The organism is Herbidospora sp. RD11066, assembly GCF_054661255.1.
Genome location: NZ_BAAGDO010000003.1, coordinates 884,739 through 904,978, shown reverse-complemented (window position 1 = coordinate 904,978; position 20,240 = coordinate 884,739). Strand labels below are relative to the sequence as shown.

Sequence of the window (20,240 nt, the reverse complement as noted above, 5' to 3'; positions counted from 1 at the left end):
CTTCAAAAGTGAGCCTTTTCATCCTGAATAGCGAGTGGTTTCGATGGCTTCCAGAGTGAGGATTGCCTGCACGATCGCGGTGGCCCGGTGCGGGCAGCAGCGGAGTTTGGCCAGGACTTTCCAGGTCTTCAGAGTCGCGACTGCGCATTCGCCCATGGCCCGGATGCGGGCGTGAGAGAGATTGACGGTTCTCTGGCCGGAGGACAGCCGTGGCCGATACCGATGCCGCTTGAACGGGGTGCGGATGGTGCCGCCCGCGCCTTGGTAACCCTTGTCGGCGAGGATCTGCACGCCGGCGCTGGTCAGAGCCTCGATGAGGCCGATGGTGCGGTCGGCGGTCAGGTCGTGCACGGCGCCGAGCAGAGCTGGTGAGGCCCAGACCAGCCGGCCGATGGGGTCGGCGAGAACCTGGACGTTCAGGCCGTGATGTCGATGCTTTCCCGAGTAGTACGGCTTCTGATCGGCCAGGCGGTCGATCAGGATGAGGGTCGCGTCCAGGATGGCGTAGGCCAGGCGGCCGACTCGTGCGACGGCGGCCTGGAGATCGTCGGCCAGGGCCGCCAGAAGGTTGACGCTCTCTCGCACTTAGAGCTCCTAACAAAATGAGCTGAGTCGGCGCCAGCAGATGAGTGCGCAGGCCAGTTTGAGGAAGGCCTCGTGGATGTCGGCGCGAGCTTCCCAGCGGATGCGAAGGCGCCGGAACGCATGTAGCAGGGCGAAGGCCTGTTCGACGACCCAGCGTTGTTTGCCCAGGCTGGAGCCGTGTGGGGTACCGCGCCGGGCGATCAGCGGGCGGATCTGCAGTTCGCGGACGAGGCGGCGATACTTGTCGTGGTCGTAGCCGCGGTCGCCCAGGACGGCATCGGGCCGCTGGAGAGGCCGACCGCGTTTGCCTCGGATCTTGGGGATGGCGTCCAGCAGCGGCCGTAGCTGGGTGACGTCGTTGCGGCTGGCGGCGGTGAGGATGACCGCCAGCGGGATGCCGCCGCGTCGGTGATCAGGTGGTGCTTGCTTCCGGCCCGTCCGCGATCGACGGGAGACGGGCCGGTCTGCGGCCCCCTTTTAGCGCTCTGATCTGGGAGAAGTCCACCACGGCCCGGGACAGGTCCAAGGCGTCCACGGCCCTGAGCCGGTCCAGCAGCACCTCATGCAGACGCTGCCAGACGCCGGCCTTGTTCCACTCGGCGAGACGTCGCCAGCACGTCACCCCCGAGCCGTAGCCCAACTCCTGCGGCAGATGCTCCCAGGCGATCCCGGTGTGCAGGACGAACAGAATGCCCTGAAGCGCCAGCCGATCATCCCGGCGTCTGCGCCCCGGATGGCGGACCCGCCGACGGCGGCGGGGCAGTAAGGGCTCGATCACTGCCCATAACTCGTCGCTGACCTCCCACGGCTTGAGCTTCGCCACCCGCATGCCTCCCGCTCGGCTACAGCGAGAGATCAAAGCACAACAGAACTCATTCTGTTAGGACCTCTTAGCATCAGGCGGTGGCGGTGCCGATGGAGAACCCCGAGGCCAGGCGCGTGTAGGTGTCGCCGTTGCGCAGGTGGGCGAGTACCAGCAGGGCTTGCCGTCCGGCGCTCAGGCGCCGACATCGGCAGCGGCGTTCGGCACGGCGGGCGCGGATCAGGTCGGCCAGGCGGGCCAGGGTACGGTTCGACAGCGGAATCGCGGCACGTAGGACAGCAACGAGGCTCCCGGTTGGGGCATCGGATCTTGGTCGGCCGCCATCATACCGGGAGCCTCAATCCGACCTCAACCCCTACTCCAGCGCTTCCTGTGACCAGCACCGTCACGATGGAAAGGGCTCAGTGATTATTTAGACCGTCGGCCCTGGCGCATCGGGGTCTTCGACCAGTTTGATCAGCCACTCTCGATTCTGACCAAGCTTCTGGACCACACGGACCTGCCGGTCGCGTTCTTGATGAGTACCTCGCCCAGCCCGACGTGCTGCCGTGATTAGAAGGTCGAGGACTTCCTTGAGCGGCATGCCCGTCGCTTCCTCCAGCCGAACCCGCTGGCTGTGCGATAGTCGGTGGCCCATACGAGAAAGCCCTGACGCCAGACCACCGAGATCGAAAGCCGAGGGTCTCATCCAATCCATTCCTACCAGCAAGGCAGTGAAGTCAAGCCTTTCATCTCGGGGGATGCGCATTGCTTGGATAACGGGGTTATTGATCATATCGGTCGGCGTCGCGTCGACGACCACGAAGTGGGTCTTCGCTGCGGTGTCGGTAACACGACGTAGGTCGGTGACTCCCACAGGAGCCGCCCCGATGCCGAGTAGCTTGCCAAGCGTCCATGGATCGTTCACATGATGCAGAAAGACCAGACACTCGGTCACCGGTATGTCCAGGGCTTTCGCTGCCTTAACTTCAACAACCGCGATTCGAGCCGTCGAGCCGGTACGAAAGTCGGTTACGCCTTGCGGATCCCCCAGCGCGAGTTTGACCGCAAAGCCGTCGTGCTTGTCAGCATAGGCGGCGCATATGGCCTGGAAGACCTCTTCCGCGTGGCGCGGACTTCGCGCGAAGATCAGAGTCTTTGGCTCATGTGGGTGGTACGGAAAAATATCGCTCATCAAACGCTTCCTCAGCTCCTTCACTTCGTCAGACGACTCCGTGCGGATGCGGTGCAGATCAAAATCGAGCTGAGTGTCCGCCACGACGGCATCGAGGTGGGTGAAGACGGCGACAGGCTTCGTCCCGAAAAATTCCTCGGCGCCTGCGGGGACAACCGCAGCCGAGGTGAAGCCAACGACGGGTCCGCTGAAGTACTGAAGCATCGGACGCATTTTGGCGAACCAATCTCCTTCCCCATCATCGATCACTACGACGGAGAAAGCGTCCGCGGGGAGAGCCGCCCGAAATCCCAGATGCGTGGATCCAGCTATCTTGGCACCCAGTACCTTGCTGAGTCTATCGGCGGTGGCCACGACGACGTCGGACTCTTCTCGGAGCCCATCCGGAAAGAGTTCTTGGACTACGAAATATTGAGACAAGACTGGCTCGCTACGGAAAACCGACATGCGCACCTGGGCGGCTATCTCGCTATATGCCCTGCCATTCTCAGTGACGATGAGCACGCGAAAGGCATGGGCTTCGCGCAGCAAGGTATCAACCAGTGCGGTCAGGAGCGCGCGCGCGCTCAGCGACGATGTAGTCTGGACGAGAACACGATCATTGCCCTCGCCAAGTTCTTTGGCTACCTCGGCCAGGATATCTTCCTCATACTGAGCGAGATGCGCAAAAGCGCCGTCGATCTCGACTCTAGCAATTCGCGATGAGAGCGTCGGCCGCACTCGATGATTAGCGGCCTCGTGAAGTCGGCGATTGAGTTCCTCAGGCCCCACCATATGCGCGATGCAATGTGGCCGCCCATGCTCTTCCATAAGATCGGTTAATTCGATCGAGTTCCTCATCCAGCGAAATCGATAAGGTGCTGGAACCGTTCCAGGCCGTGAACTTAGTGCTGGGTCAGCGAATCTGAGTTCCGCTCGACCGGGGTCAAAACCGCCATCGAGGGTGAGCGCTCCGACGACCAAACCATCAATCAGGAGCGCGTGGACCAAGTTACCGTCGTGAAGTTGCGCATCCCAGACCACGTGGCGTCGCCCAAGCGACCACGATGCTCCATCGACCACGAGCCATCCGGAGATTTCACAGGCATCCTTTGCAGGACCGCGAGCCGCTAACTCTCGGTGCCACTCCTCACAAAAAGCCTCACTGGGAGCGGCGAACATTCGAAGGCTGCCCGTACCAGCGACCTCACGCATAAACCAGTCACCAATGTGGAAGCAAATTTCTACGCGATCCCGGGCTTCCGATACCAGACCAGCACGCTTGTGAACACTCTCGTTTCCCTCTGTTCGGACACGTTTAAGACCATTAGTGATCAACTGGGGAACCCAGCCAGATTGCTCTAAATTCCTAATCTTGACGCTGAGATTCTGGTGATCCTGGATACCAAAATGCCTCACCATCTCACTGGTGATCAGATCACAAAAGGTTCGTGCGGATGTCAGAGAGAGATGCGGAGCGATGTAGATTGTTCGTTCCGCATCCGCGCCAGCCCCCGCGATGTTCGGGCTCATAGCTAGAAGGAATCCGAAGTTCAACGACCGGCGCGCCCGCCATTCGTCGTCCACCTGCCCAGCCATCTTGCCCCCGCCGCGAGTCATGCATAACGGGATAACATAACACTTAACTCACCTGCCTCGGCAGACCCAATTCATCACATTCTTCGACAAGTCCCTGCGCCACCTAGAGACGTTGTAATGGCTGGACAGGGTGATCTGTTGGGTTCATGCGCTCAAAGCCCCGCCGACGATGTCCATCTGCCACAACTGCATCGGCGCCGGCCGTTCCCACCGCAGATAGTCCTCCCGCCGCTTGTGCCAGCGCGGGGACTGATCAGGCCATGGCGCACAAGCGCACGATAGACCGCCATCCGCGACGGCGGAGGATCCACCCCCAGACGGGCGGCCTCGCGCACCAGCCGACCCGAGCCCCACCGCAGATGCTCCCGCCGCAGCTCACACACCACCGCCTCCACCTGGGCGGATAACCGCGACGGCGAGCACAGCGGACGACGGGACCGATCGGCCAGCCCCGCCAGACCCGATTCCCGATAACGGCGCAGCCAGGAATGCAGCGTATGCCGCGACACCCCACCCCGGCGGCCGTCTTGCTCACACCCCTGCCTGCGAGAACCGCCAGGACCGCTCGATAACGCTGCTCGACAACCGACAAATCGACCAGGGCCAATCCCGACCTCCCACCGCACGCCACCTGCAAAGGACGCACGAAGGGTCGGCCGACAACGGCACCTGTCAAGCATGTCCTGGGACTGATGTGTCAAGCATGCCCCGGGACAGGACAACAGAGCGGCCGCTTACATTGCCGTTTGTGTGGATCAAGACTGCGGCGCGCCGCGCCGCCGTATTCGGCCCTCTGCCGTCCGCCGACCGGGCGTGCGGTCTAGGGGCCGGTCCCGGCCGACAGCGCCCGGGCCGTCCACCGACCTGCGCATCCGCCATTGCTGAACAAACGCGCCGTAGGTCGGCCCGCCGCCTTCCCGCCATAACCCCCGTACCCGCTGCCCTATTATCCGGGGCAGGCAGAACCCGTCAAGGACGGCTGTGCGGGCAGGACAACCAGCGCAGGCGGAAGGTCACCGGCGAAGGGACACGCGAAGCCATCCTTGACAGAACCTGCCCGACAGTCCCGGAGATGGCAGCTAACGGGAGCAGAGGGAAAATGGCGCCTCGCTACGTGGCTAGCGATGAGCTCTGGGGTCCTGCATGACGTTATGTGGATAACGCGCGCCTAAGACGCACACGTTGAAAGATCGGGCGTGTACACCCTTCTCGCACCCTAAGCCGAGTGGCAAAGTTCCTAGAATGCGGTTTTCGTGGAACTTGCTGTCGCGAGAGTAGGCACCCCCATAAACTTTCCTCAAAAGAAGATCTCCAAGCCCCCTGCCTGCGGAAACATGGAGGACGATGAGGTTATCCATAAGCCTGTCCCACATTAAATCGCCAATAGTCCACAGGTTGTCCACGCGGTTATCCACAGCAGAGAGTTGTGAACTCCACACGAAACCATGAATATCTATGGCATCTGACTAGACTCAGAGAGGCAGACCGAAGGGTCGATCCCCATGCAGAGGGCCAGCCCTTTGTGTTTGAACCATCCCCGCTGGAGTGCTTGGCGTAAGGTAGTGCGAGTGCCTGACGTTCTGTCGGTGGGTGGCTCTAGCATGCTCTTTGACTTAAGACAGGTAGGGCCAGAGGCGCGAAAGAGGCTTGATGATGGCTAAGGGATTCGACGCGAACGCCTTTCGGCGGCAGCTCAGGGAGGCTCAGCGGAAGATCGACCAGGAGGTCAAGCGAGCAGAGGAAAGCTGCAGCGCGAAGTTGATCAGTATAACCGGAAAGTCCAGCAGCACAACCAGAAGGTGATCTCGGACTACAACCGGAAAGCGGATGAACATAATCGTGCAGCTGCGCGCCATAACCAGCGATTGGCCGACGATCTAAACCGCTAAATCCAACAGGCACATTTGCGCCTGAGCGTCCGCTCCACGACGAAAGAGCGTCAACTTGCCGATACTCTTCAGATGGAAGTTGATCTAAAGCAGGCGCACGCGGGCGTGGTTCTGCTCACAGCTGCTTACTTCACGGGGCGATCCTGGACAGAGCGCGAACTAGGGGCGCTACTCCACAAACCCACCCTCATCCCAGTTCTTCATGGGGTGACTTTGCCGATGTTGCTGAATACAGAGGAATCTGCCTGATCTCGCTGGGTTCGAGACGGCGCGAGACCCGGTAGGGGCGATCGCTGAAAAGAATACAGTCGCGATACTCGGACATGATGAGCCCTAACCACAGTGCAGCAGGTCACAGGGACACGGCCGAAGTCTGCCAAACTTGGTTACCTTGGCCACCAGTACAGCCCTCATGATCGCCTGACGGGAGTTGAGCGCTGTAGGTGACCAGGGGTGATCGGCGGGTCGGGGTCTTCGTTCCTCAGCTCCAGCTCAATCGGAGACGTGGTATCAGTCCAGCGGAAGCCAGCGTTCTCGCTGGTCAAGCAGTTAGGCGAACGGTTCAAGTCCCCCCGGACACACATGAGATCCTGATCGCTCTGAAAAGTGGCCAGGATTTTTTCGTTGTGCGGCGACAGGTCCTCGGCTACAGCCCCAGAACCTCCATGAGGCGACGCCCCGCCGTTACCGAATGCCGGCCTCAACGACGCGACGCCGCCCGTTTGGACGTGATCTGCCTACCAAAGGGTCAGAAGCCGGAATATCGACGAGCGTAGGCGGGCCGCTCGTGCATGAGATCGTTGAGATGAGGCGGCTTCGTGGCTACCGCGAAACAGGCCGCCCCCTGGAGGCCCCAGACTTCCGCTTCGATCCAGCACAGGTGACGGTACTTCTCGGGTGCCATCGCTTGAGATCCGAAATCCCAGCCCACGGCAGACGCCGGCTTCCCCGAGAACTGGATGTGAGCATCTTCTTTGTACTTCGTGCTAGCGACGGTGTCCGGATGAAGGAACGAAAGATCGAATCCGTTGTCGCCGAGCCCGAAGATACCCAAGCCGAAGAGGAAGGTGCATTCAATGGCGTTCTCAGCGCAGAACCTGGCGATGCGCTGCGCGCCTATACCCGCACCGGCATATGAGAGCACGTACAGGCGCTCGAGGTCATGCCTCTCGAGATAGGTTCTGATGGCCTCGATGATGGTTCCCCCGGAAGCCACGGTGTCCCCGATGAGTAGCGTTCGCGCCGGGCTTTCCATCTGAGAATAGGCGACGGAGATTTTCGCCGAGTCACCGGAGACGTCGACCCTGGATGTGGCCACCAGGTTCGTCGGAAGGTTGAATCCCAATTCCTGCGAAACGGCCTGCGAAAGCTGATAAACGAGACCTTTGCTCAGGATGATCAGCTCGGCGGCATCTCCCGCCGCGAACTCGTCTTCGAGATGGCGCACGAAGAATCTGCTGGACTCGAGGCAGGTTTCACGGAAATCGCTTCCGATGAGATTCCTGTCGAAGAGCATCTGCTCCAGAGGCCGGTTGCGAACGACGTAGATTTTCACGCCTTCGATCTCGTGTAACTCCGCCTCGCTTCCCTCCACCTGCAGGATCATCTACGCCCCACGCGCGGGTCGGAGCCCATCCTCCGCAGCGCATTCAGCATCGGCGCGTCATCTGGAAGCACATTCGTCGTGTACTCGGTTATCGCGCGATCGAGCCAGCCCGGCGGTACTGAATGCCGATGGTGACCGTCTCTCCTCTTTTGCTTCTTCAAGGCCTCGCCGGCGTCGATGAAGTCCTCTACGACGGCCGCGGCCAGCGAATGAACGTGGGGGTGAATATAGTCGACCACCGTCGCACCCCTGTACTCGACGACATCAGAGCGATATTTGGAATTACGGGGAGCGACGACGATGACAGGGGTTCCGAACGCGGCCGCCGCGGCCATCTCGACCCCGATGCCCAAGCCGCGGCGCTCCCGGGCATCCACTATCACGGCGGTCGACATCATAACTTGGTACATGTCCCGGCCGAATTGGCCGACGGTGTTACTTGGATCGGTGATGGGATCGTCGGGATTGAGGAATACGATCTCATAGGGTGCCGCGCCCTTGCTCACCTCCGCCCTTTCCAGATCGCTCCAGCACAGTTTCTTCTCGTCCGATGCACCTTTCATGATGGAACCGGAGCAGTAGACAGACAACACCATCTTGGCCTCCAAAAGCGTCGATCCAGGGACTTACCCATTTTTGCCGGCGGCGCTTCCCGAATGATCTGCGAACGCCGCCAACTGTTCGGCGACCATAGCAACGTTCACGCCGACCTGTTCGTAGGACGTGGCGATCCGAAAATGCGCGCTTCGCCGGGTGACCACCACCGCCAATCTCAGGCCCAGCGTGACCCCTTCCGAAATCGCCGCCAGAACGACTTGAAATTCCAGCGACGATCGGAGTTTTAGAAGCTCGTCCCACGATGCCTGCTTGTGGATGTAGTCATGGATCCACAGCATCTGCAGAGCTTCATTCACGACCTGTGCGGAGGCGAGTCGGCTCTTGGTCCGGGGATAACTCTGACGAACTCCGCAGGAGAGATCCCCGAAGGGGAAATCCACAAGCATCGTCGCGTTGAGGTCAACGATGTAGCTCTCCAGGTATGCAGCGGAAAGGAAGAACGCCAGCGAGCTGGATTCGGCTCCCGTGATCCGGGACGGGAGCACACTCTCTACGAATCGTTGGATGAATGCTTGGCCGGACAGCCGTTCAGGCGCCTTCGCCAGGTCGCGTTCCACGCGTCCATATCTGCGGTTGGCCCGCTCGGAGATACCTCGCACGAGAGGATGAAGAGCCTTCCCTGGAGCGAGCGCCCCTCTCCACTCACCGGCGATGTCCGTGGCCGTTGATCTGCCGTGTCTCGGCGTCCAGGTGAGCTGACCATGCCTGGTCAGGCTCGCGGAGTCGAAGGATCGATACGGGTTGACGGGGTCGTGTCGATACTCGTATGTCTTGATGTTTCGGTACTCCGCCAGATCAGAGACGGGCGAGGTGTACCGAATATGCCCAGCCGTGACCAAAGGCTCCGTAGAGGCTAAGAACCTGTCGAACCATGAGATCTCAAAAATGTACGAGGACGGCAGAACAAGATAGCGATCCGTCACGAGGAGAGCGACCCGCGTCGCCGACAGCGCGTTCTTCAATATGACAGACCAGCGGTCTCCGTTGACCCTGAAGCCATAACACGCGAGGACTTCGGGGTTCATGTATTGAATGAACACCGGCCGGGTTCGGTCAAAGCCCTCCGCCCCTGCAGAGTCAACATTCACGTTGGCGCCGAGCACCACCGTTAAGTACATGTCGCGGGCCGCCGCGAAGGCGTCTCGCCTGGCAAGGATCAGTTGGTCGATCCTCGACGGAGATTCCGATGGACGGACTTGAGGGTCAACGCTCATGGTCTTCTCGGGAGTTTATATTGATGTGCTGATCGCCTCCGGCGGTGAACGCATCTCGTCCAGAAATGACGCTCTGCGTAACCGCGCCGCCTGGCGCACGCAATGTTAGCTCAATGAACCTCACCGCGCTCTTGACATCGGCAACCAAAGCCGGGTCCGCAATCAATATCACTTTTATATTGTTTGTCCATTCCGCCGACATCGACCGCATGAGCGATGCACGCAGGTCCGAATCGTCGGCGGCCAGGAGGGTGGCCCGCCCGGCCTCCAATGTCACGGCTGCTTCTTCTTCTCTTGCCTGGCTGCCGCGCCCGACTATCCGCACGACGCGTCCCCGCACCGCCTGCCAGGCATCTGTCGCCATGGCCTCTACCACTCCAGCGCCCAAGGCACCCGCTAAGGCGGCCAGCACAGTAGCGTCCATCACGTTTCCCTTGTTCGCCGGACATATCGATAACACGTTCAGTCGCGAACAGTGTTCACTGTGTAAGCGGATCGTCAACGCAACCAGTGAATCATTTTAAAGAGCGAGAAGCGAGAACTATCTACCTTCGTCCAAATTGGCTCGCTATATGAATTGCCAACATCTTGGCCTGCAGGTACGAGTGCCAACAGGTTACTGCCAGCCGAAAATCCCAATAAAAGACATAGCGATAAAGGTTCTTCAGTTCTCCGGTAGGAGGGTGCCCAGAGGGCCCAGGTCGAGGTTCAGTTCCGCTGGAGACAGGCCGAAGCGTTCGCAGACCTCTTCCATGGCCTCTTCCAGCCTCATCAAGGTCAACCCGAGCGTCTCGACCTGCTCGTCCGTCAGATCCGTCTGTTCCATACGCCGGATCGCCTGACGCTCCACCAGCTGCCGAACCAGTTCCACCAGCGTCAGCACCAGCCGCGACAGATCCCGTTCCATCGCCTCGGAGTCGGTTTCGATCCGCATGCGGGTCGTCCGGACCGGTTCTGTCACGGCTCCCCCAGGTTCTCCCGTACCGACATGATCAGAACCCGCAGCGAAATCCGTACGAGATCGATGTCGGCGATGGACAGGACCAGGTCCCCGCTGACCACCACCCCGCCCGCCAGCAGCCGATCCAGCAGGTCGACCAGTGCCACCCGCTCAGAGGGCAGCCGCCCCTGCTCGGCGAGTGCGGCCCCTCGGGGCGTCTCAACCGTCACCGCGCACCTCCAAATCGCTGAAGGAGTAGGGCGCCCAGGGGCCCGTGAGTTCGACGTCGACCCCCTCGCCCCGCAACCCCTCGACCGCCCGGGTGAACTCCCCGTCCCGGTCCAGCTCGACCAGGTAGGCCCCGTTGAGGATCATCGGCTCCTTGCGTCCGGACAGTTCCGGGTCCTGGGCGCGATGGCGGTGGCTGGCCACGGCCACGGACGACAGGATGTCGTGGAGTCGCTCGGCCTGGCCCACGGCCGCCCGCCAGGCCTCCTCCCGGCTTCGCAGCCCCGCCTGGCGCTTCTTGAGGTAGGCCGTCCCGGGGCCGCCGCCACCTGCGGTCACGTCGGTGGTCTCGACCGTCAGGTCGACGTAGGCTTTCACGCCCCACTCTCGACGGCCGGCCACGTGGTCGAGCACGTCCACGAAATCGTCGTGTCTCTCCCGTAGGAGCTCTCTGACCTGCTCGTCTCCCCGGTACACCGTTACCAGGCGGACCGGGGCGGTCGGCAGTCGTTCGGCCACTTCCTCGACCACGTCGTGGTGTGCGCCGGCGGTCTGCCCGAGCCACTCCAGGTTCTCCATCGAACGTTTCAGGGGTTCGGCGCCGAACTCGTCCAGGGAGACCGTGCTCACGTAGGCGATCAGGCCGGCGCACGGGATGGTGCGCACCGGCGTTCCCGCGACGCCCCGCAGGTTCGGAACAGGCGGGGACTCTTCAGTGACCGCGTACAGGTAGGTTCCGGTGTCAGTCATCACGGTCTCCGGATTCCAGGGCGTTCAGGCGGGCTCTGAGGCGGCGGTTCTCGTCCTGGAGGGCCTTGCTGTCGCCGGTGAGCCACGGGTCGTGTTCCCACCAGTCGATGCCCATCTCCTTCGCGGTGTCGACCGAGGCGATCACCAGGCGGAGTTTGATGGTCAGCAGTTCGATGTCGAGCAGGTTGACCTTGATGTCGCCGGCGATCACCACGCCTCTGTCGAGGACGCGTTCCAGGATGTCGCCGAGGTTGGCGGGCTCCCTCCGCGCCTGCGCGGGAGGGGAGCCCGGGCGTACGGCCGGTGCGTATCTGCCGTCCGTCATCTCGCTACCCCCCGCTGCCTCGCCGGTACCTTGCCTTTCTCCGGTACGCCAGCAGATTGCCCTCCCCGTCGAGATCGGCCTCGTAGAGCGCCAGGATGTCGCCGGACGACGGGATGCGGCGGTCCTCGACGACCTCGACGACCACCACCCAGCCCTCATCGGCCGGTTCGACCAGGGTGACGCCCTCGGCCTCCTTCGAGGTCAGGCCGACGATCTGCTTCACCCCGGCCTCGCCTGCGGTGACGGCCGTCAGGGCGCCCATGGGTCAGTCTCCTTCCTGGTCGGGTGGCATCATCCGGTGCAGGACCTCGGTCATGGCCTCGGACGCCTCCTCCTCGGTCAGTTCGCCCGCGGCCTGGGCCGCCTCGATCTGCTCCAGCTCCCTTCTCGCCACCGTCGGGTCGGACATCGTGCGTTCGGCCTCGTCGCGGAGCAGTTCGCCCAGCCTGATCACGCCTTTGACCGGGAACAGGAAGGCGGTGATCAGGCCCATCACTCGGCGTCCTGGTCCTGCGAGACGATGAAGTCGTAGGGCGCCATCGGGCCGAGCAGGCGCAGTTCGACCTGGCCGGTCCACTTCTGGCCCAGGCTCTCGACGGCCTGCTCCAGTTCGTGCTGGCGGGTGTTCTCCACCAGCACGGCCAGGTGGACGGCGTCCAGCTCGTGGGACGGCGGGCGGACGGTCGCCATGACGGTGACCGGTTCGACCTCGTCCCACATCGCGGCGGTGTCGGCGTCGCGTTTGGCCTCGATCGAGTTGTTGATGATCTCGCCCAGCCGGATGCGGTGGTCGCGGGAGGCGTCTTCCGGCAACTGCGCGATCTCGTCGCGGAGCTGGGCCGCTTCCGGGTTCTCGGCCAGGATCTCGCTGAGGACGGTGCCCTCGTCGAACCTTCCCTTGATGACGAACTGGGCGCGGCCGTCCAGTTCCGAGAGGGCGGCGACGAAGTCGTCGTGGTACGGGGCCAGGAACTCCTCGACCACGGCGTCGCGACCGGCCACCACGGCGCCGAAGCGGATCGGCAGCACGGGCACCTCGGCGGCGGTGGCGTTGAGGAGTTGCTCGTGGGCGCGCAGGTCCTGAGGGGTGCCCAGCGGGCGGCTCATGCCGATGTCACTGACCAGGGCGGCGATCTTGCCGTGCCGGATCGACGCGATCGGCGCGTCGCCCACGCCCTGGGCCTTCTCGTCGATCTCGATGTCCTCGGGGACGACGCCGTAGATGTAGGTCCCGGACTGCTCCATCTCAGCTCTCCTGCCTGCTCTGACGCGGGACGGCGAAGTCGTTGAGCTTGTCTCCGGCCGACTCCAGGGCGCTGCGGTCCTTGGCCGGTTCCTCAAGAGGTGGAGCCGCCGGCTGACCGCCGCCCATCGCGCCCGCCACGACGTCGGGCAGGCCGGGCTTGGACTTGGCGAGGTCGAGCCGGTTGGTCGCCTCGGCGAAGCGCAGATACGTGTCCACGCTGGCCACGACGATCCGGGCGTCGATGCTGAGGATCTCGATGCCGATCAGCGAGACGCTGACGTAGGCGTCGATGACCAGACCCTTGTCGAGGATCGTGTCGATGACGTCGGCCAGGCTGCCTCCTCCGGATGAGCGGTTCTGCACTCCGCCTCCCGGACGGCTTCCCACGGGCTGCACCGTCATGGGTTACCTCTCCTTGGTGGGTCGGTTGAGGCGTCGTACCGGCCGTTCGACGTTCGCCTGCGGCCGTTCACGGATGACGACGCGCTCTCGTCTGATGGGGCGCTCGGCGAAGGCTTCCAGGAGGTCGCGCAGTTCCCGGAGGAGCCGTTCGAGTGGCGGTACCGCTGTGGCCATCGCGCTCATCCCTTCCCGAACAGGCCCTCCCTCCCCCCGAACCGGACGAGTAACCACATATTCGTACACAAGGAACAAACTTGACGGCCGTTATACCCGCCTCAGTGCTTCCATGGCGTTTCTCTCGATTCGGGAAAGGCTCAGGAGAATGGCCCCGGCCTCATCGAGATTTCCTGCGGCGATCGATGCGGAAACGCAGGTCCACAGGGTCGCGGCCTCGGCGTAGAGCGCGTGGGCGGCCCGGAGTTTCGCGTCGTCGATGAGCTCGGCGCATTCGCCGAGAAAGTCGCGGTAAAGCACGCGGAAAAGGGCTCCGCCGGTGCCGCCCTTTTCCATGAGGAGGGCGATGGTCGACAGGTCGTCTGCGCTCAGCTCCCATTTGGGCACCTTTTTGGCGGCCTTCTCGATGCCGCGATGGCCCAGGTTCGCGATGGGCGCGGCGAGGAACGCCTCGGCGCAGTCGCGGATCGCCGGGACGAGCTGGTCCTGCCACCTCGGAGAGCGCGGAGGCACGGTGATGGTGAACGACCGGTTCCGCGCGGTCATCGGGCCGCGCTCGGCGCGGGCCCTGGCCAGGCTCTCTCTGCTGGTGTGTACGGCGCCGCCCTGCTGAACCGTGTCGATCAGCTGTACGTCATTGTCGTCGTAGCCGTACATCGCGACGACGTGGCCGCCGAAGTGCACTTTCGTCTGGAAGTACTCCAGGTGGAAGCTGTCGAGCTGGAGCCCGACCGGGCGGCCCGAGTCGACGACGTCGGCCACGTTCCGCCAGGCTCGTCGCGGGGAGGTGGTCTCCTCGACCCGCAGGTCCAGGCCGAGCCTGGCGGTCAGGTTGCGGGTGAGTTCGAACGGCTTCACACGGCCGCCGAGGAAGGGGAAGGCCATCGCCCTGGCGTCCCAGTAGATGAAGGACAGCCCCCCGCCGAGGCCGAAGAGCAGGGATTCGGGAAGATCGAGACCTTCATGCCGCAGCAACGTCGCCAACGTCGTCGTCTCACAATGATGCATGCGAACAAGCGTGCGGCCTGACACGGGGGGAGAGTCCATGACGGGAGCAGCCCGGGTGGCCGCCTTCCTGATCGCCGTCGTCTCTCCGGTGCTCGCGGTCGCGGCCACGGTGATCATGATCGGGCTGCCCGACGAGTGGCGCCTGCCGGGGATGTTCTCGCCGCTGACGGTGGCGGGGCTGACCTTCCCCGCCGTCGGCGCGTTCCTCCTCGCGCACAACCCCCGGCTCAAGCTGGCCTGGCTGATGTCGGCGGGCGGGCTCGGCGGCGCCGTCTACAGCTTCGGCCAGGCGGCGGCGCTCGCGGCGCAGGCCCGCGGCGACTACGGGACGGCGGAGTTCCTGCGGCCGGTCTCGCACGTCGGCTGGGCGGTGTGCTCGTTCGCGCTGGAGATCCTGCTCCCCCTCTACTCGCCCGACGGGCGGCTGCCGTCGAAGCGCTGGCGGGTGCTGGTCGTGCTGGGCGGGTTCTTCATCTGGGGCGAGATGGTGCGCCAGTTCGTGCGGCCCGATCCGCCCGTCGAGGGATACGTGCTGCCCGGCGTCATCCACAATCCGCTGCAGATCACCGCGCTGGCGCCCTATGACGCCACGATCCAGACGATCGCCTGGACGGGCATCCTGGTCACGATCCCGATCGCGGCGGGCTCGCTGCTGCTGCGGTTCCGCCGGGCCGACCCGGTCGGGCGACGGCAGATCGGCTGGCCGCTGGTGGCGTTCGCCGCCTATCTCGTGTTCATGATCTCGGGTGTCGTCTCGACCGAGTTCTACTGGGTGTCGGTCGTCTGGGCCGCCGTCATCCCCGTCGCGATGCTCTTCTCGATCATGCGCTATCGCCTGTACGACATCGACACCATCATCAGCCGCGCCTTCGTGGCCGCCGGGCTGCTGGCCGTGGTCGGTGGCGTCTACTTCGGGGTCGGCGCGCTGTCGAGCCTGCTGGTCTCCGGGTTCGGGCAGGTGGCCGGGCTCGCGGCCGCCCTGTTCACGGGCGCCTTCTTCCAGCCGCTCCGCCGGACGCTCCAGCGGGCCATCGACCGGCTGCTCTACGGCCCGGTCGGCGACACCCGGGTGCTCGCCGACCGGCTCGTCCACGAGATGCGCCAGGGAGATCCGGCGCAGGCGCTGGCCTCGGTGATCGGGGTGCTGCGCGAGGGCCTGGCCGTCCAGGGGATCATGGTCGAGGTGATCGGCGGCGAACCGGCCCAGCAGGTCAGCGGCCAGGTCGGCGACTCCCCGCGCGAGGTCCCGCTGGTCTGGCACGGCGAGAAGGTGGGGCGGCTGCTCGTCGGCCCGCCCAACCCGCGCCGCTTCCCGGCGGCCCACGACGAGCGGGTGCTGGCCACGTTGATCCCCTACGCCGCCGACGTCGCCCACGCCCTGCGCCTGACCGCCGACCTCCAGCGCTCCCGCGAGCGCATCCTGACCGCCCAGGAGGAGGAGCGCCGGAGGTTGCGCCGCGACCTGCACGACGGCCTCGGCCAGTCGATCAGCAGCATGGCCATGAGCATCAACATCGCCCGCCTCAGCCTGACCACCTCCCCCGAACAGGCCGACGGCCTGCTCCGCGACCTCCATTCCGGCATGGACGCCGTCACCGGCGACATCCAGGAGCTCGTGTACGGCCTGCGTCCCCCCGCCCTCGACGACCTCGGCCTGGCCGCCGCCATCGAAGCGCTGGCCGTTCCGGGCACCGAGGTCCACGTCGACGGCGACCTGGCCGACCTGCCGGCCGCCGTCGAGGTGGCCGCCTACCGGATCGCGCAGGAGGCGCTGACCAACGTCCGGAGGCATGCGAGAGCCACCCACGTGCGGGTCGAACTGCGCCGCGACGCCGAGGCCCTGCGCCTGGTGATCGCCGACGACGGGGTGGGGCTGCCGCGCGAGCGCCGGGCGGGCGTCGGCCTGGCCTCCATGCGCGAGCGCACGGCGGAGCTGGGCGGCCTCTGCCTCATCACCGGAAGGCCCGGCGAGGGCACGACCGTCGAGGTGGTGTTACCGGATTCCCGCAGATGGGGACCTACGCCTGACGCTGGCCCGCCCGGTACGCCCCCGGCGACACCCCGAACGCCGTCCGGAACGTCCTGTTGAAGTGCGCGTCGTTGTGGAACCCCCACCGCGCCCCGATCGCCCGGACCGCCTGCCGCGCATACCGGGGATCCGCCAGGTCCCGCCGCGCCCGGGCCAGTCGCCGTTCCCGGATCCACGTCGCCGCCGACAGCCCCTGGCGTTCGAACAACCGCTGCAGGTGCCGCAGCGACATGTGGTGGGCGTGCGCCACGACGGCGGGAGACAGACCGGGGTCGGGGAGGTTGTCCTCGATGAAGGCCTGGACCTGGATCAGGGGGACCGGGCCCGGTGGCGTGATGCCCGCCCGGTCGGCCAGCAGGGCGGTGATCAGTTCGAGGATGGTCGGGGTCAGCCGGGGCCGGGTGCCCTGGTCGGCCAGGCGCAGGAGCAGGTTGGCGAGCAGGGTGCCCATGCCGGGGATCCGGGTCGACAGCAGGTGGTCGACGGTGCCCGGCGGCAGGGGCAGGGCTCGGTGCGGGAACTGGACGACGATGCCGTGGGCGTCTCCCGAAGCCGCGCCCGACCAGGCGCGGAAGGGGCGTGAGGTGTCGTACAGGACGAAATCGCCCCGGCCCAGGGAGCTCTCGCGGTCGTTCTGGTCGAGGCCCGACCTTCCCATCACGGTGTAGTTGAGCTGGTAGAACTCGGGGTCCGACTGGCGGATGCGCCGGACGGTCCGGCGGGCCTCGAACGGCGCGGAGCGCACTCGGGAGACCTGGATCAGGCCGAGGTCGACGGCGGTCATCTCGGCCCAGAAGTCGGACGCGTACTCGCTGGCGGCGTCCACCGACACCACCGACTGTCCTACGGCCTCCCACCAGAATTCGAAGCGTTCGCAGGCCGGTAAGTGGTCTAACCGGATCACAGAGGTCTGCACCTTTTGGACCATATGTCAGATCCCACGACCCTGGAATACATTGGCAGCACCAAACAGTTGTGGCACAACACATCTGTTCTGCTGACGATTGGAGAGCGGTCATGCCCGACTATGGGCACGAGCTGCTGTTCGGGTCCTTCCTCACCCCCACCGCCGAAGACCCCGACCGGGTCGTGGCGCTGGCCGAGCTGTCCGAGGCGGCCGGGCTCGACCTGGCGACCTTCCAGGACCACCCCTACAACCCGGGTTTCCTCGACACCTGGACCCTGCTGAGCTGGGTCGCCGCCCGCACGGAACGGCTGCGGGTCTCCGGCAACGTGCTCAACCTGCCCTTGCGCAACCCCGCCCACCTGGCCCGCTCGGCCGCGGGGCTCGACCTGCTCTCGCACGGGCGGTTCGAGCTCGGGCTCGGGGCGGGCGCCTTCCTCGACGCGGTGCACGCCATGGGCGGGCGCAGGCTCACCCCCGGCGAGGGGGTCGAGGCGCTGAGCGAGGCGATCGACATCATCCGCGGGGTCTGGGACGTCGAAACGCCCGGCGGGCTCCGCATCCCCGGACGGTTCTACTCCGTGAACGGGATGAAACGGGGGCCGGCGCCCGCGCACGACATCCCGATCTGGCTGGGGTCGTACAAGCCGAAAATGCTCGCGCTCACCGGGCGGAAGGCCGACGGGTGGCTGCCCACGCGTGAGTACATCCAGACGCCCGACCGGGTGACGGCCAACCGGCTCATCGACGAGGCTGCGCTCGAAGCCGGGCGCGATCCCCGGGAGATCCGGCGGCTGCTGAACCTGTTCCAGTTCGACGACCGGCGGCCGGTCGAGGCGTGGGTCGACGAACTGCTGCCGTACGTGCTGGAGGAGGGGTTCTCCGCGTTCCTGATCGGGCGGGACGACCCCCGGCTCATCCAGATGTTCGGGCAGGAGGTCGCGCCCGCGCTGCGGGAGGCCGTGGCCCGGGAGAGGAGGCCCTTCGACGGGCTGTCGCCACGGCTCGCCGCACGGGCGGTCGATCCGGGGCACTCCGAGTACGAGAAGGTGCGGCACTCCTACAGCTACCGGGGGTCGCCCGCGCTGGTGCTGCGGCCGGGGAACGCCGAGGAGGTGGCGGAGGCGGTGACGTATGCGCGTACACAGGACGGACCGCTGTCCATCCGGAGCGGCGGGCACGGGCTGAGCGGCCGGTCCACCAACGACGGCGGGATCGTCATCGACCTCGGGCGGCTCGACAGGGTCGAGGTGCTCGACCGGGAGACGCGGCGGATCCGGCTCGAACCCGGCGCCCGCTGGGGTGACGTCGCGGCTCGATTGGCGCCCCACGGGCTGGCGATGAGTTCCGGCGACTACGGCGACGTCGGGGTCGGCGGGCTCGGGACGACCGGCGGGGTCGGCTACCTGGCCCGCAAGTACGGGCTCACCATCGACCACGTGGTGGCGGCGGAGATCGTGCTGGCCGACGGCTCGTTCCTGCGGACCGACGCCGAGCACCATCCCGACCTGTTCTGGGCGATCAGGGGCGCGGGCGGGAACTTCGGCGTGGTCACCGCGCTGGAGCTGGAGGCCTACGAGGTGGCGAACGTCGTGCACGCCGTGCTCGTCGTCGACGCCAAGGACACCGCCACGCTGCTGGAACGCTGGGGCGACCTGGTCGAACGGTCGCCGCGCGAGCTGACGAGCTTCCTGTCGATCTTCTCCGGGCCGGTCGCGCAGGTGACGATCGTGTGGGCCGACGACGACGTCGAGGCCGCGCAGCGGGCGCTGACGCCCTTCCTGGAACTGGGGCCGATCCTCGACGCGCAGGCTCAGGTCGTTCCGTACGCCGCCACGGTCGCCCCGCCTCACAACCGTCATCGCGGTCAAGGGCTGGCGGACACCAGAAGCGGGCTGCTGCACCACCTGACCAAGGAGGCCGCCGCGAGCCTGGCCACGATGGTGCATTCGGGTGACGTGATGGTCGTCCAGGCCAGATCGGTGGGCGGCGCGGTCAACGACGTGCCGAGCGACGCCACCGCCTACCCGCACCGCAGCCAGAACTTCTCCGTCATCGCGGCCACCGCGCCACAGAACGCGGAGCGGCTCGACAAGCTGTGGGAGGAGTTCCGGCCCCAGGTCGACGGGATGTATCTCAGCTTCGAGACCGACACCTCGCCCGACCGGCTGCTCGACGCCTGGCCCGAGCCGACGCTCGGACGGCTGCGCGAACTCAAGGCGAAATACGACCCCGAGAACGTCTTCGACCGGAACTTCTCACTTGGGCGGCAGGACGCTCTCGGCCGCTAGACAGGGATCGGTGCCGGGGGCCGCGTTGAAGATCGCTTCCGCGGCCCGCCCGGCGAACTCGCGGAAGGCCTCCCGCTGGTCTTCCGGGAGACCGCCGAGCACGTGAGCCTCGGCGTCGGCCATGCGTTCCTCGCCCTCGGCCTGGACCTTGCGGCCCTTCTCGGTCGCCACGATCCGGCGCGCACGGCGGTCGCGGGGGTCGAGCTGCCGCTCGATCAGGCCGGCCTTCTCGAGGTCGTCGATGACATAGGTCAGGACGGTCCGGTCGACCGACAGCCGGGTCGCGAGCGCGCCCTGGGTCGGGACGTCTTCGTGGACGACCACCGACAGCAGGTGGAAACCCCGGCTGCCATGGGGAAGGTCGCGGAACGCCTCCTCGGCGAACTCCTGCCAGCGGCGCAGGACCATGCTGATGGACCAGCCGAAGTTGGCGGCATGCCGGGGAGCCATGCGATC

General features: G+C 65.2%; 20 protein-coding genes and 3 pseudogenes. 2 read left to right on the top strand and 21 right to left on the bottom strand.

Annotated features, from left to right (window positions below; all coding sequences use genetic code 11):
* Positions 1-18 precede the first annotated feature (18 nt).
* The 19 genes and pseudogenes from ACYQ78_RS15885 to ACYQ78_RS15795 form a co-directional block, all read right to left on the bottom strand.
* Positions 19-585: pseudogene (locus tag ACYQ78_RS15885) on the bottom strand (transposase family protein); the annotation flags it as partial.
* 9 nt (positions 586-594) lie between these two features.
* Positions 595-1,414 (bottom strand): annotated as a pseudogene (locus ACYQ78_RS15880) (IS5 family transposase).
* 70 nt (positions 1,415-1,484) lie between these two features.
* Positions 1,485-1,670 (bottom strand): annotated as a pseudogene (locus tag ACYQ78_RS15875) (transposase family protein); the annotation flags it as partial.
* Between the two features lie 150 nt (positions 1,671-1,820).
* Positions 1,821-4,148, bottom strand: coding sequence for a DUF4145 domain-containing protein (locus ACYQ78_RS15870; protein ID WP_459801588.1), 2,328 nt, complete (start codon positions 4,146-4,148; stop codon positions 1,821-1,823).
* Between the two features lie 164 nt (positions 4,149-4,312).
* Positions 4,313-4,840 carry a helix-turn-helix domain-containing protein gene (locus ACYQ78_RS15865; protein ID WP_459801587.1) on the bottom strand — a complete coding sequence of 176 codons (528 nt, stop codon included), beginning with the start codon at positions 4,838-4,840 and terminating at the stop codon, positions 4,313-4,315.
* 1,957 nt (positions 4,841-6,797) lie between these two features.
* Positions 6,798-7,655, bottom strand: a complete 858-nt coding sequence (locus ACYQ78_RS15860; RefSeq protein ID WP_459801586.1) for a hypothetical protein — start codon at positions 7,653-7,655, stop codon at positions 6,798-6,800.
* On the bottom strand, positions 7,652-8,251 hold the full coding sequence (locus ACYQ78_RS15855; protein WP_459801585.1) for a hypothetical protein: 600 nt from the start codon (positions 8,249-8,251) through the stop codon (positions 7,652-7,654). The genes ACYQ78_RS15860 and ACYQ78_RS15855 overlap by 4 nt, the downstream gene beginning before the upstream one ends.
* A 30-nt stretch (positions 8,252-8,281) precedes the next feature.
* Positions 8,282-9,487: a hypothetical protein gene (locus ACYQ78_RS15850; protein WP_459801584.1), complete on the bottom strand. Its 1,206-nt coding sequence runs from the start codon at positions 9,485-9,487 to the stop codon at positions 8,282-8,284.
* Positions 9,477-9,911, bottom strand: coding sequence for a hypothetical protein (locus tag ACYQ78_RS15845; RefSeq protein WP_459801583.1), 435 nt, complete (start codon positions 9,909-9,911; stop codon positions 9,477-9,479). The genes ACYQ78_RS15850 and ACYQ78_RS15845 overlap by 11 nt, the downstream gene beginning before the upstream one ends.
* A 240-nt stretch (positions 9,912-10,151) precedes the next feature.
* A complete protein-coding gene (locus ACYQ78_RS15840; protein ID WP_459801582.1) occupies positions 10,152-10,421 on the bottom strand; it encodes a gas vesicle protein K in 270 nt (89 codons plus the stop codon).
* A 23-nt stretch (positions 10,422-10,444) separates the two neighbouring features.
* Positions 10,445-10,657: a gas vesicle protein gene (locus tag ACYQ78_RS15835; RefSeq protein ID WP_459801581.1), complete on the bottom strand. Its 213-nt coding sequence runs from the start codon at positions 10,655-10,657 to the stop codon at positions 10,445-10,447.
* Positions 10,647-11,405 carry a GvpL/GvpF family gas vesicle protein gene (locus tag ACYQ78_RS15830; protein WP_459801580.1) on the bottom strand — a complete coding sequence of 253 codons (759 nt, stop codon included), beginning with the start codon at positions 11,403-11,405 and terminating at the stop codon, positions 10,647-10,649. The genes ACYQ78_RS15835 and ACYQ78_RS15830 overlap by 11 nt, the downstream gene beginning before the upstream one ends.
* Positions 11,398-11,730: a gas vesicle protein gene (locus ACYQ78_RS15825; protein WP_459801579.1), complete on the bottom strand. Its 333-nt coding sequence runs from the start codon at positions 11,728-11,730 to the stop codon at positions 11,398-11,400. The genes ACYQ78_RS15830 and ACYQ78_RS15825 overlap by 8 nt, the downstream gene beginning before the upstream one ends.
* A gap of 4 nt (positions 11,731-11,734) precedes the next feature.
* A complete protein-coding gene (gene gvpO / locus ACYQ78_RS15820; protein WP_459801578.1) occupies positions 11,735-11,992 on the bottom strand; it encodes a gas vesicle protein GvpO in 258 nt (85 codons plus the stop codon).
* A 3-nt stretch (positions 11,993-11,995) separates the two neighbouring features.
* Positions 11,996-12,223 carry a gas vesicle protein GvpG gene (locus tag ACYQ78_RS15815; protein ID WP_459801577.1) on the bottom strand — a complete coding sequence of 76 codons (228 nt, stop codon included), beginning with the start codon at positions 12,221-12,223 and terminating at the stop codon, positions 11,996-11,998.
* Positions 12,223-12,975, bottom strand: a complete 753-nt coding sequence (locus tag ACYQ78_RS15810; protein ID WP_459801576.1) for a GvpL/GvpF family gas vesicle protein — start codon at positions 12,973-12,975, stop codon at positions 12,223-12,225. The genes ACYQ78_RS15815 and ACYQ78_RS15810 overlap by 1 nt, the downstream gene beginning before the upstream one ends.
* Before the next feature lies 1 nt (position 12,976).
* A complete protein-coding gene (gvpJ, locus tag ACYQ78_RS15805) occupies positions 12,977-13,378 on the bottom strand; it encodes a gas vesicle protein GvpJ (protein WP_459801575.1) in 402 nt (133 codons plus the stop codon).
* A gap of 3 nt (positions 13,379-13,381) precedes the next feature.
* Positions 13,382-13,552, bottom strand: a complete 171-nt coding sequence (locus ACYQ78_RS15800; RefSeq protein WP_459801574.1) for a hypothetical protein — start codon at positions 13,550-13,552, stop codon at positions 13,382-13,384.
* A gap of 90 nt (positions 13,553-13,642) precedes the next feature.
* Complete coding sequence (locus ACYQ78_RS15795; protein ID WP_459801573.1) at positions 13,643-14,560, bottom strand: BtrH N-terminal domain-containing protein; 918 nt, start codon at positions 14,558-14,560, stop codon at positions 13,643-13,645.
* Between the two features lie 37 nt (positions 14,561-14,597).
* Between ACYQ78_RS15795 and ACYQ78_RS15790 the strand changes: the two genes are divergently transcribed.
* The gene (locus tag ACYQ78_RS15790; protein WP_459801572.1) at positions 14,598-16,649 is read left to right on the top strand and encodes a sensor histidine kinase; all 2,052 of its coding nucleotides are present in this window, start codon (positions 14,598-14,600) and stop codon (positions 16,647-16,649) included.
* Here the strand turns inward: ACYQ78_RS15790 and ACYQ78_RS15785 are convergent.
* Positions 16,579-17,493, bottom strand: a complete 915-nt coding sequence (locus ACYQ78_RS15785) for an AraC-like ligand-binding domain-containing protein (protein ID WP_459801571.1) — start codon at positions 17,491-17,493, stop codon at positions 16,579-16,581. The genes ACYQ78_RS15790 and ACYQ78_RS15785 overlap by 71 nt on opposite strands.
* A 113-nt stretch (positions 17,494-17,606) precedes the next feature.
* Between ACYQ78_RS15785 and ACYQ78_RS15780 the strand changes: the two genes are divergently transcribed.
* Positions 17,607-19,784: an LLM class flavin-dependent oxidoreductase gene (locus tag ACYQ78_RS15780; RefSeq protein ID WP_459801570.1), complete on the top strand. Its 2,178-nt coding sequence runs from the start codon at positions 17,607-17,609 to the stop codon at positions 19,782-19,784.
* Here the strand turns inward: ACYQ78_RS15780 and ACYQ78_RS15775 are convergent.
* Complete coding sequence (locus ACYQ78_RS15775) at positions 19,752-20,234, bottom strand: MarR family winged helix-turn-helix transcriptional regulator (RefSeq protein ID WP_459801569.1); 483 nt, start codon at positions 20,232-20,234, stop codon at positions 19,752-19,754. The two genes, ACYQ78_RS15780 and ACYQ78_RS15775, sit on opposite strands and share 33 nt — an antisense overlap.
* Positions 20,235-20,240: the final 6 nt, after the last annotated feature.

Bases quoted from the DNA above. Each gene is read 5' to 3' on its own strand.
- ACYQ78_RS15865 (WP_459801587.1), bottom strand. From the start codon at position 4,840: ATGCTTGACAGGTGCCGTTGTCGGCCGACCCTTCGTGCGTCCTTTGCA.
- ACYQ78_RS15850 (WP_459801584.1), bottom strand. From the start codon at position 9,487: ATGAGCGTTGACCCTCAAGTCCGTCCATCGGAATCTCCGTCGAGGATC.
- ACYQ78_RS15810 (WP_459801576.1), bottom strand. From the start codon at position 12,975: ATGGAGCAGTCCGGGACCTACATCTACGGCGTCGTCCCCGAGGACATC.
- ACYQ78_RS15855 (WP_459801585.1), bottom strand. From the start codon at position 8,251: ATGGTGTTGTCTGTCTACTGCTCCGGTTCCATCATGAAAGGTGCATCG.
- ACYQ78_RS15790 (WP_459801572.1), top strand. From the start codon at position 14,598: ATGACGGGAGCAGCCCGGGTGGCCGCCTTCCTGATCGCCGTCGTCTCT.
- ACYQ78_RS15815 (WP_459801577.1), bottom strand. From the start codon at position 12,223: ATGGGCCTGATCACCGCCTTCCTGTTCCCGGTCAAAGGCGTGATCAGG.
- ACYQ78_RS15825 (WP_459801579.1), bottom strand. From the start codon at position 11,730: ATGACGGACGGCAGATACGCACCGGCCGTACGCCCGGGCTCCCCTCCC.
- gvpO (WP_459801578.1), bottom strand. From the start codon at position 11,992: ATGGGCGCCCTGACGGCCGTCACCGCAGGCGAGGCCGGGGTGAAGCAG.
- ACYQ78_RS15775 (WP_459801569.1), bottom strand. From the start codon at position 20,234: ATGGCTCCCCGGCATGCCGCCAACTTCGGCTGGTCCATCAGCATGGTC.
- ACYQ78_RS15830 (WP_459801580.1), bottom strand. From the start codon at position 11,405: ATGACTGACACCGGAACCTACCTGTACGCGGTCACTGAAGAGTCCCCG.
- gvpJ (WP_459801575.1), bottom strand. From the start codon at position 13,378: ATGACGGTGCAGCCCGTGGGAAGCCGTCCGGGAGGCGGAGTGCAGAAC.
- ACYQ78_RS15840 (WP_459801582.1), bottom strand. From the start codon at position 10,421: ATGCGGATCGAAACCGACTCCGAGGCGATGGAACGGGATCTGTCGCGG.
- ACYQ78_RS15845 (WP_459801583.1), bottom strand. From the start codon at position 9,911: ATGGACGCTACTGTGCTGGCCGCCTTAGCGGGTGCCTTGGGCGCTGGA.
- ACYQ78_RS15860 (WP_459801586.1), bottom strand. From the start codon at position 7,655: ATGATCCTGCAGGTGGAGGGAAGCGAGGCGGAGTTACACGAGATCGAA.
- ACYQ78_RS15795 (WP_459801573.1), bottom strand. From the start codon at position 14,560: ATGCATCATTGTGAGACGACGACGTTGGCGACGTTGCTGCGGCATGAA.
- ACYQ78_RS15800 (WP_459801574.1), bottom strand. From the start codon at position 13,552: ATGGCCACAGCGGTACCGCCACTCGAACGGCTCCTCCGGGAACTGCGC.
- ACYQ78_RS15780 (WP_459801570.1), top strand. From the start codon at position 17,607: ATGCCCGACTATGGGCACGAGCTGCTGTTCGGGTCCTTCCTCACCCCC.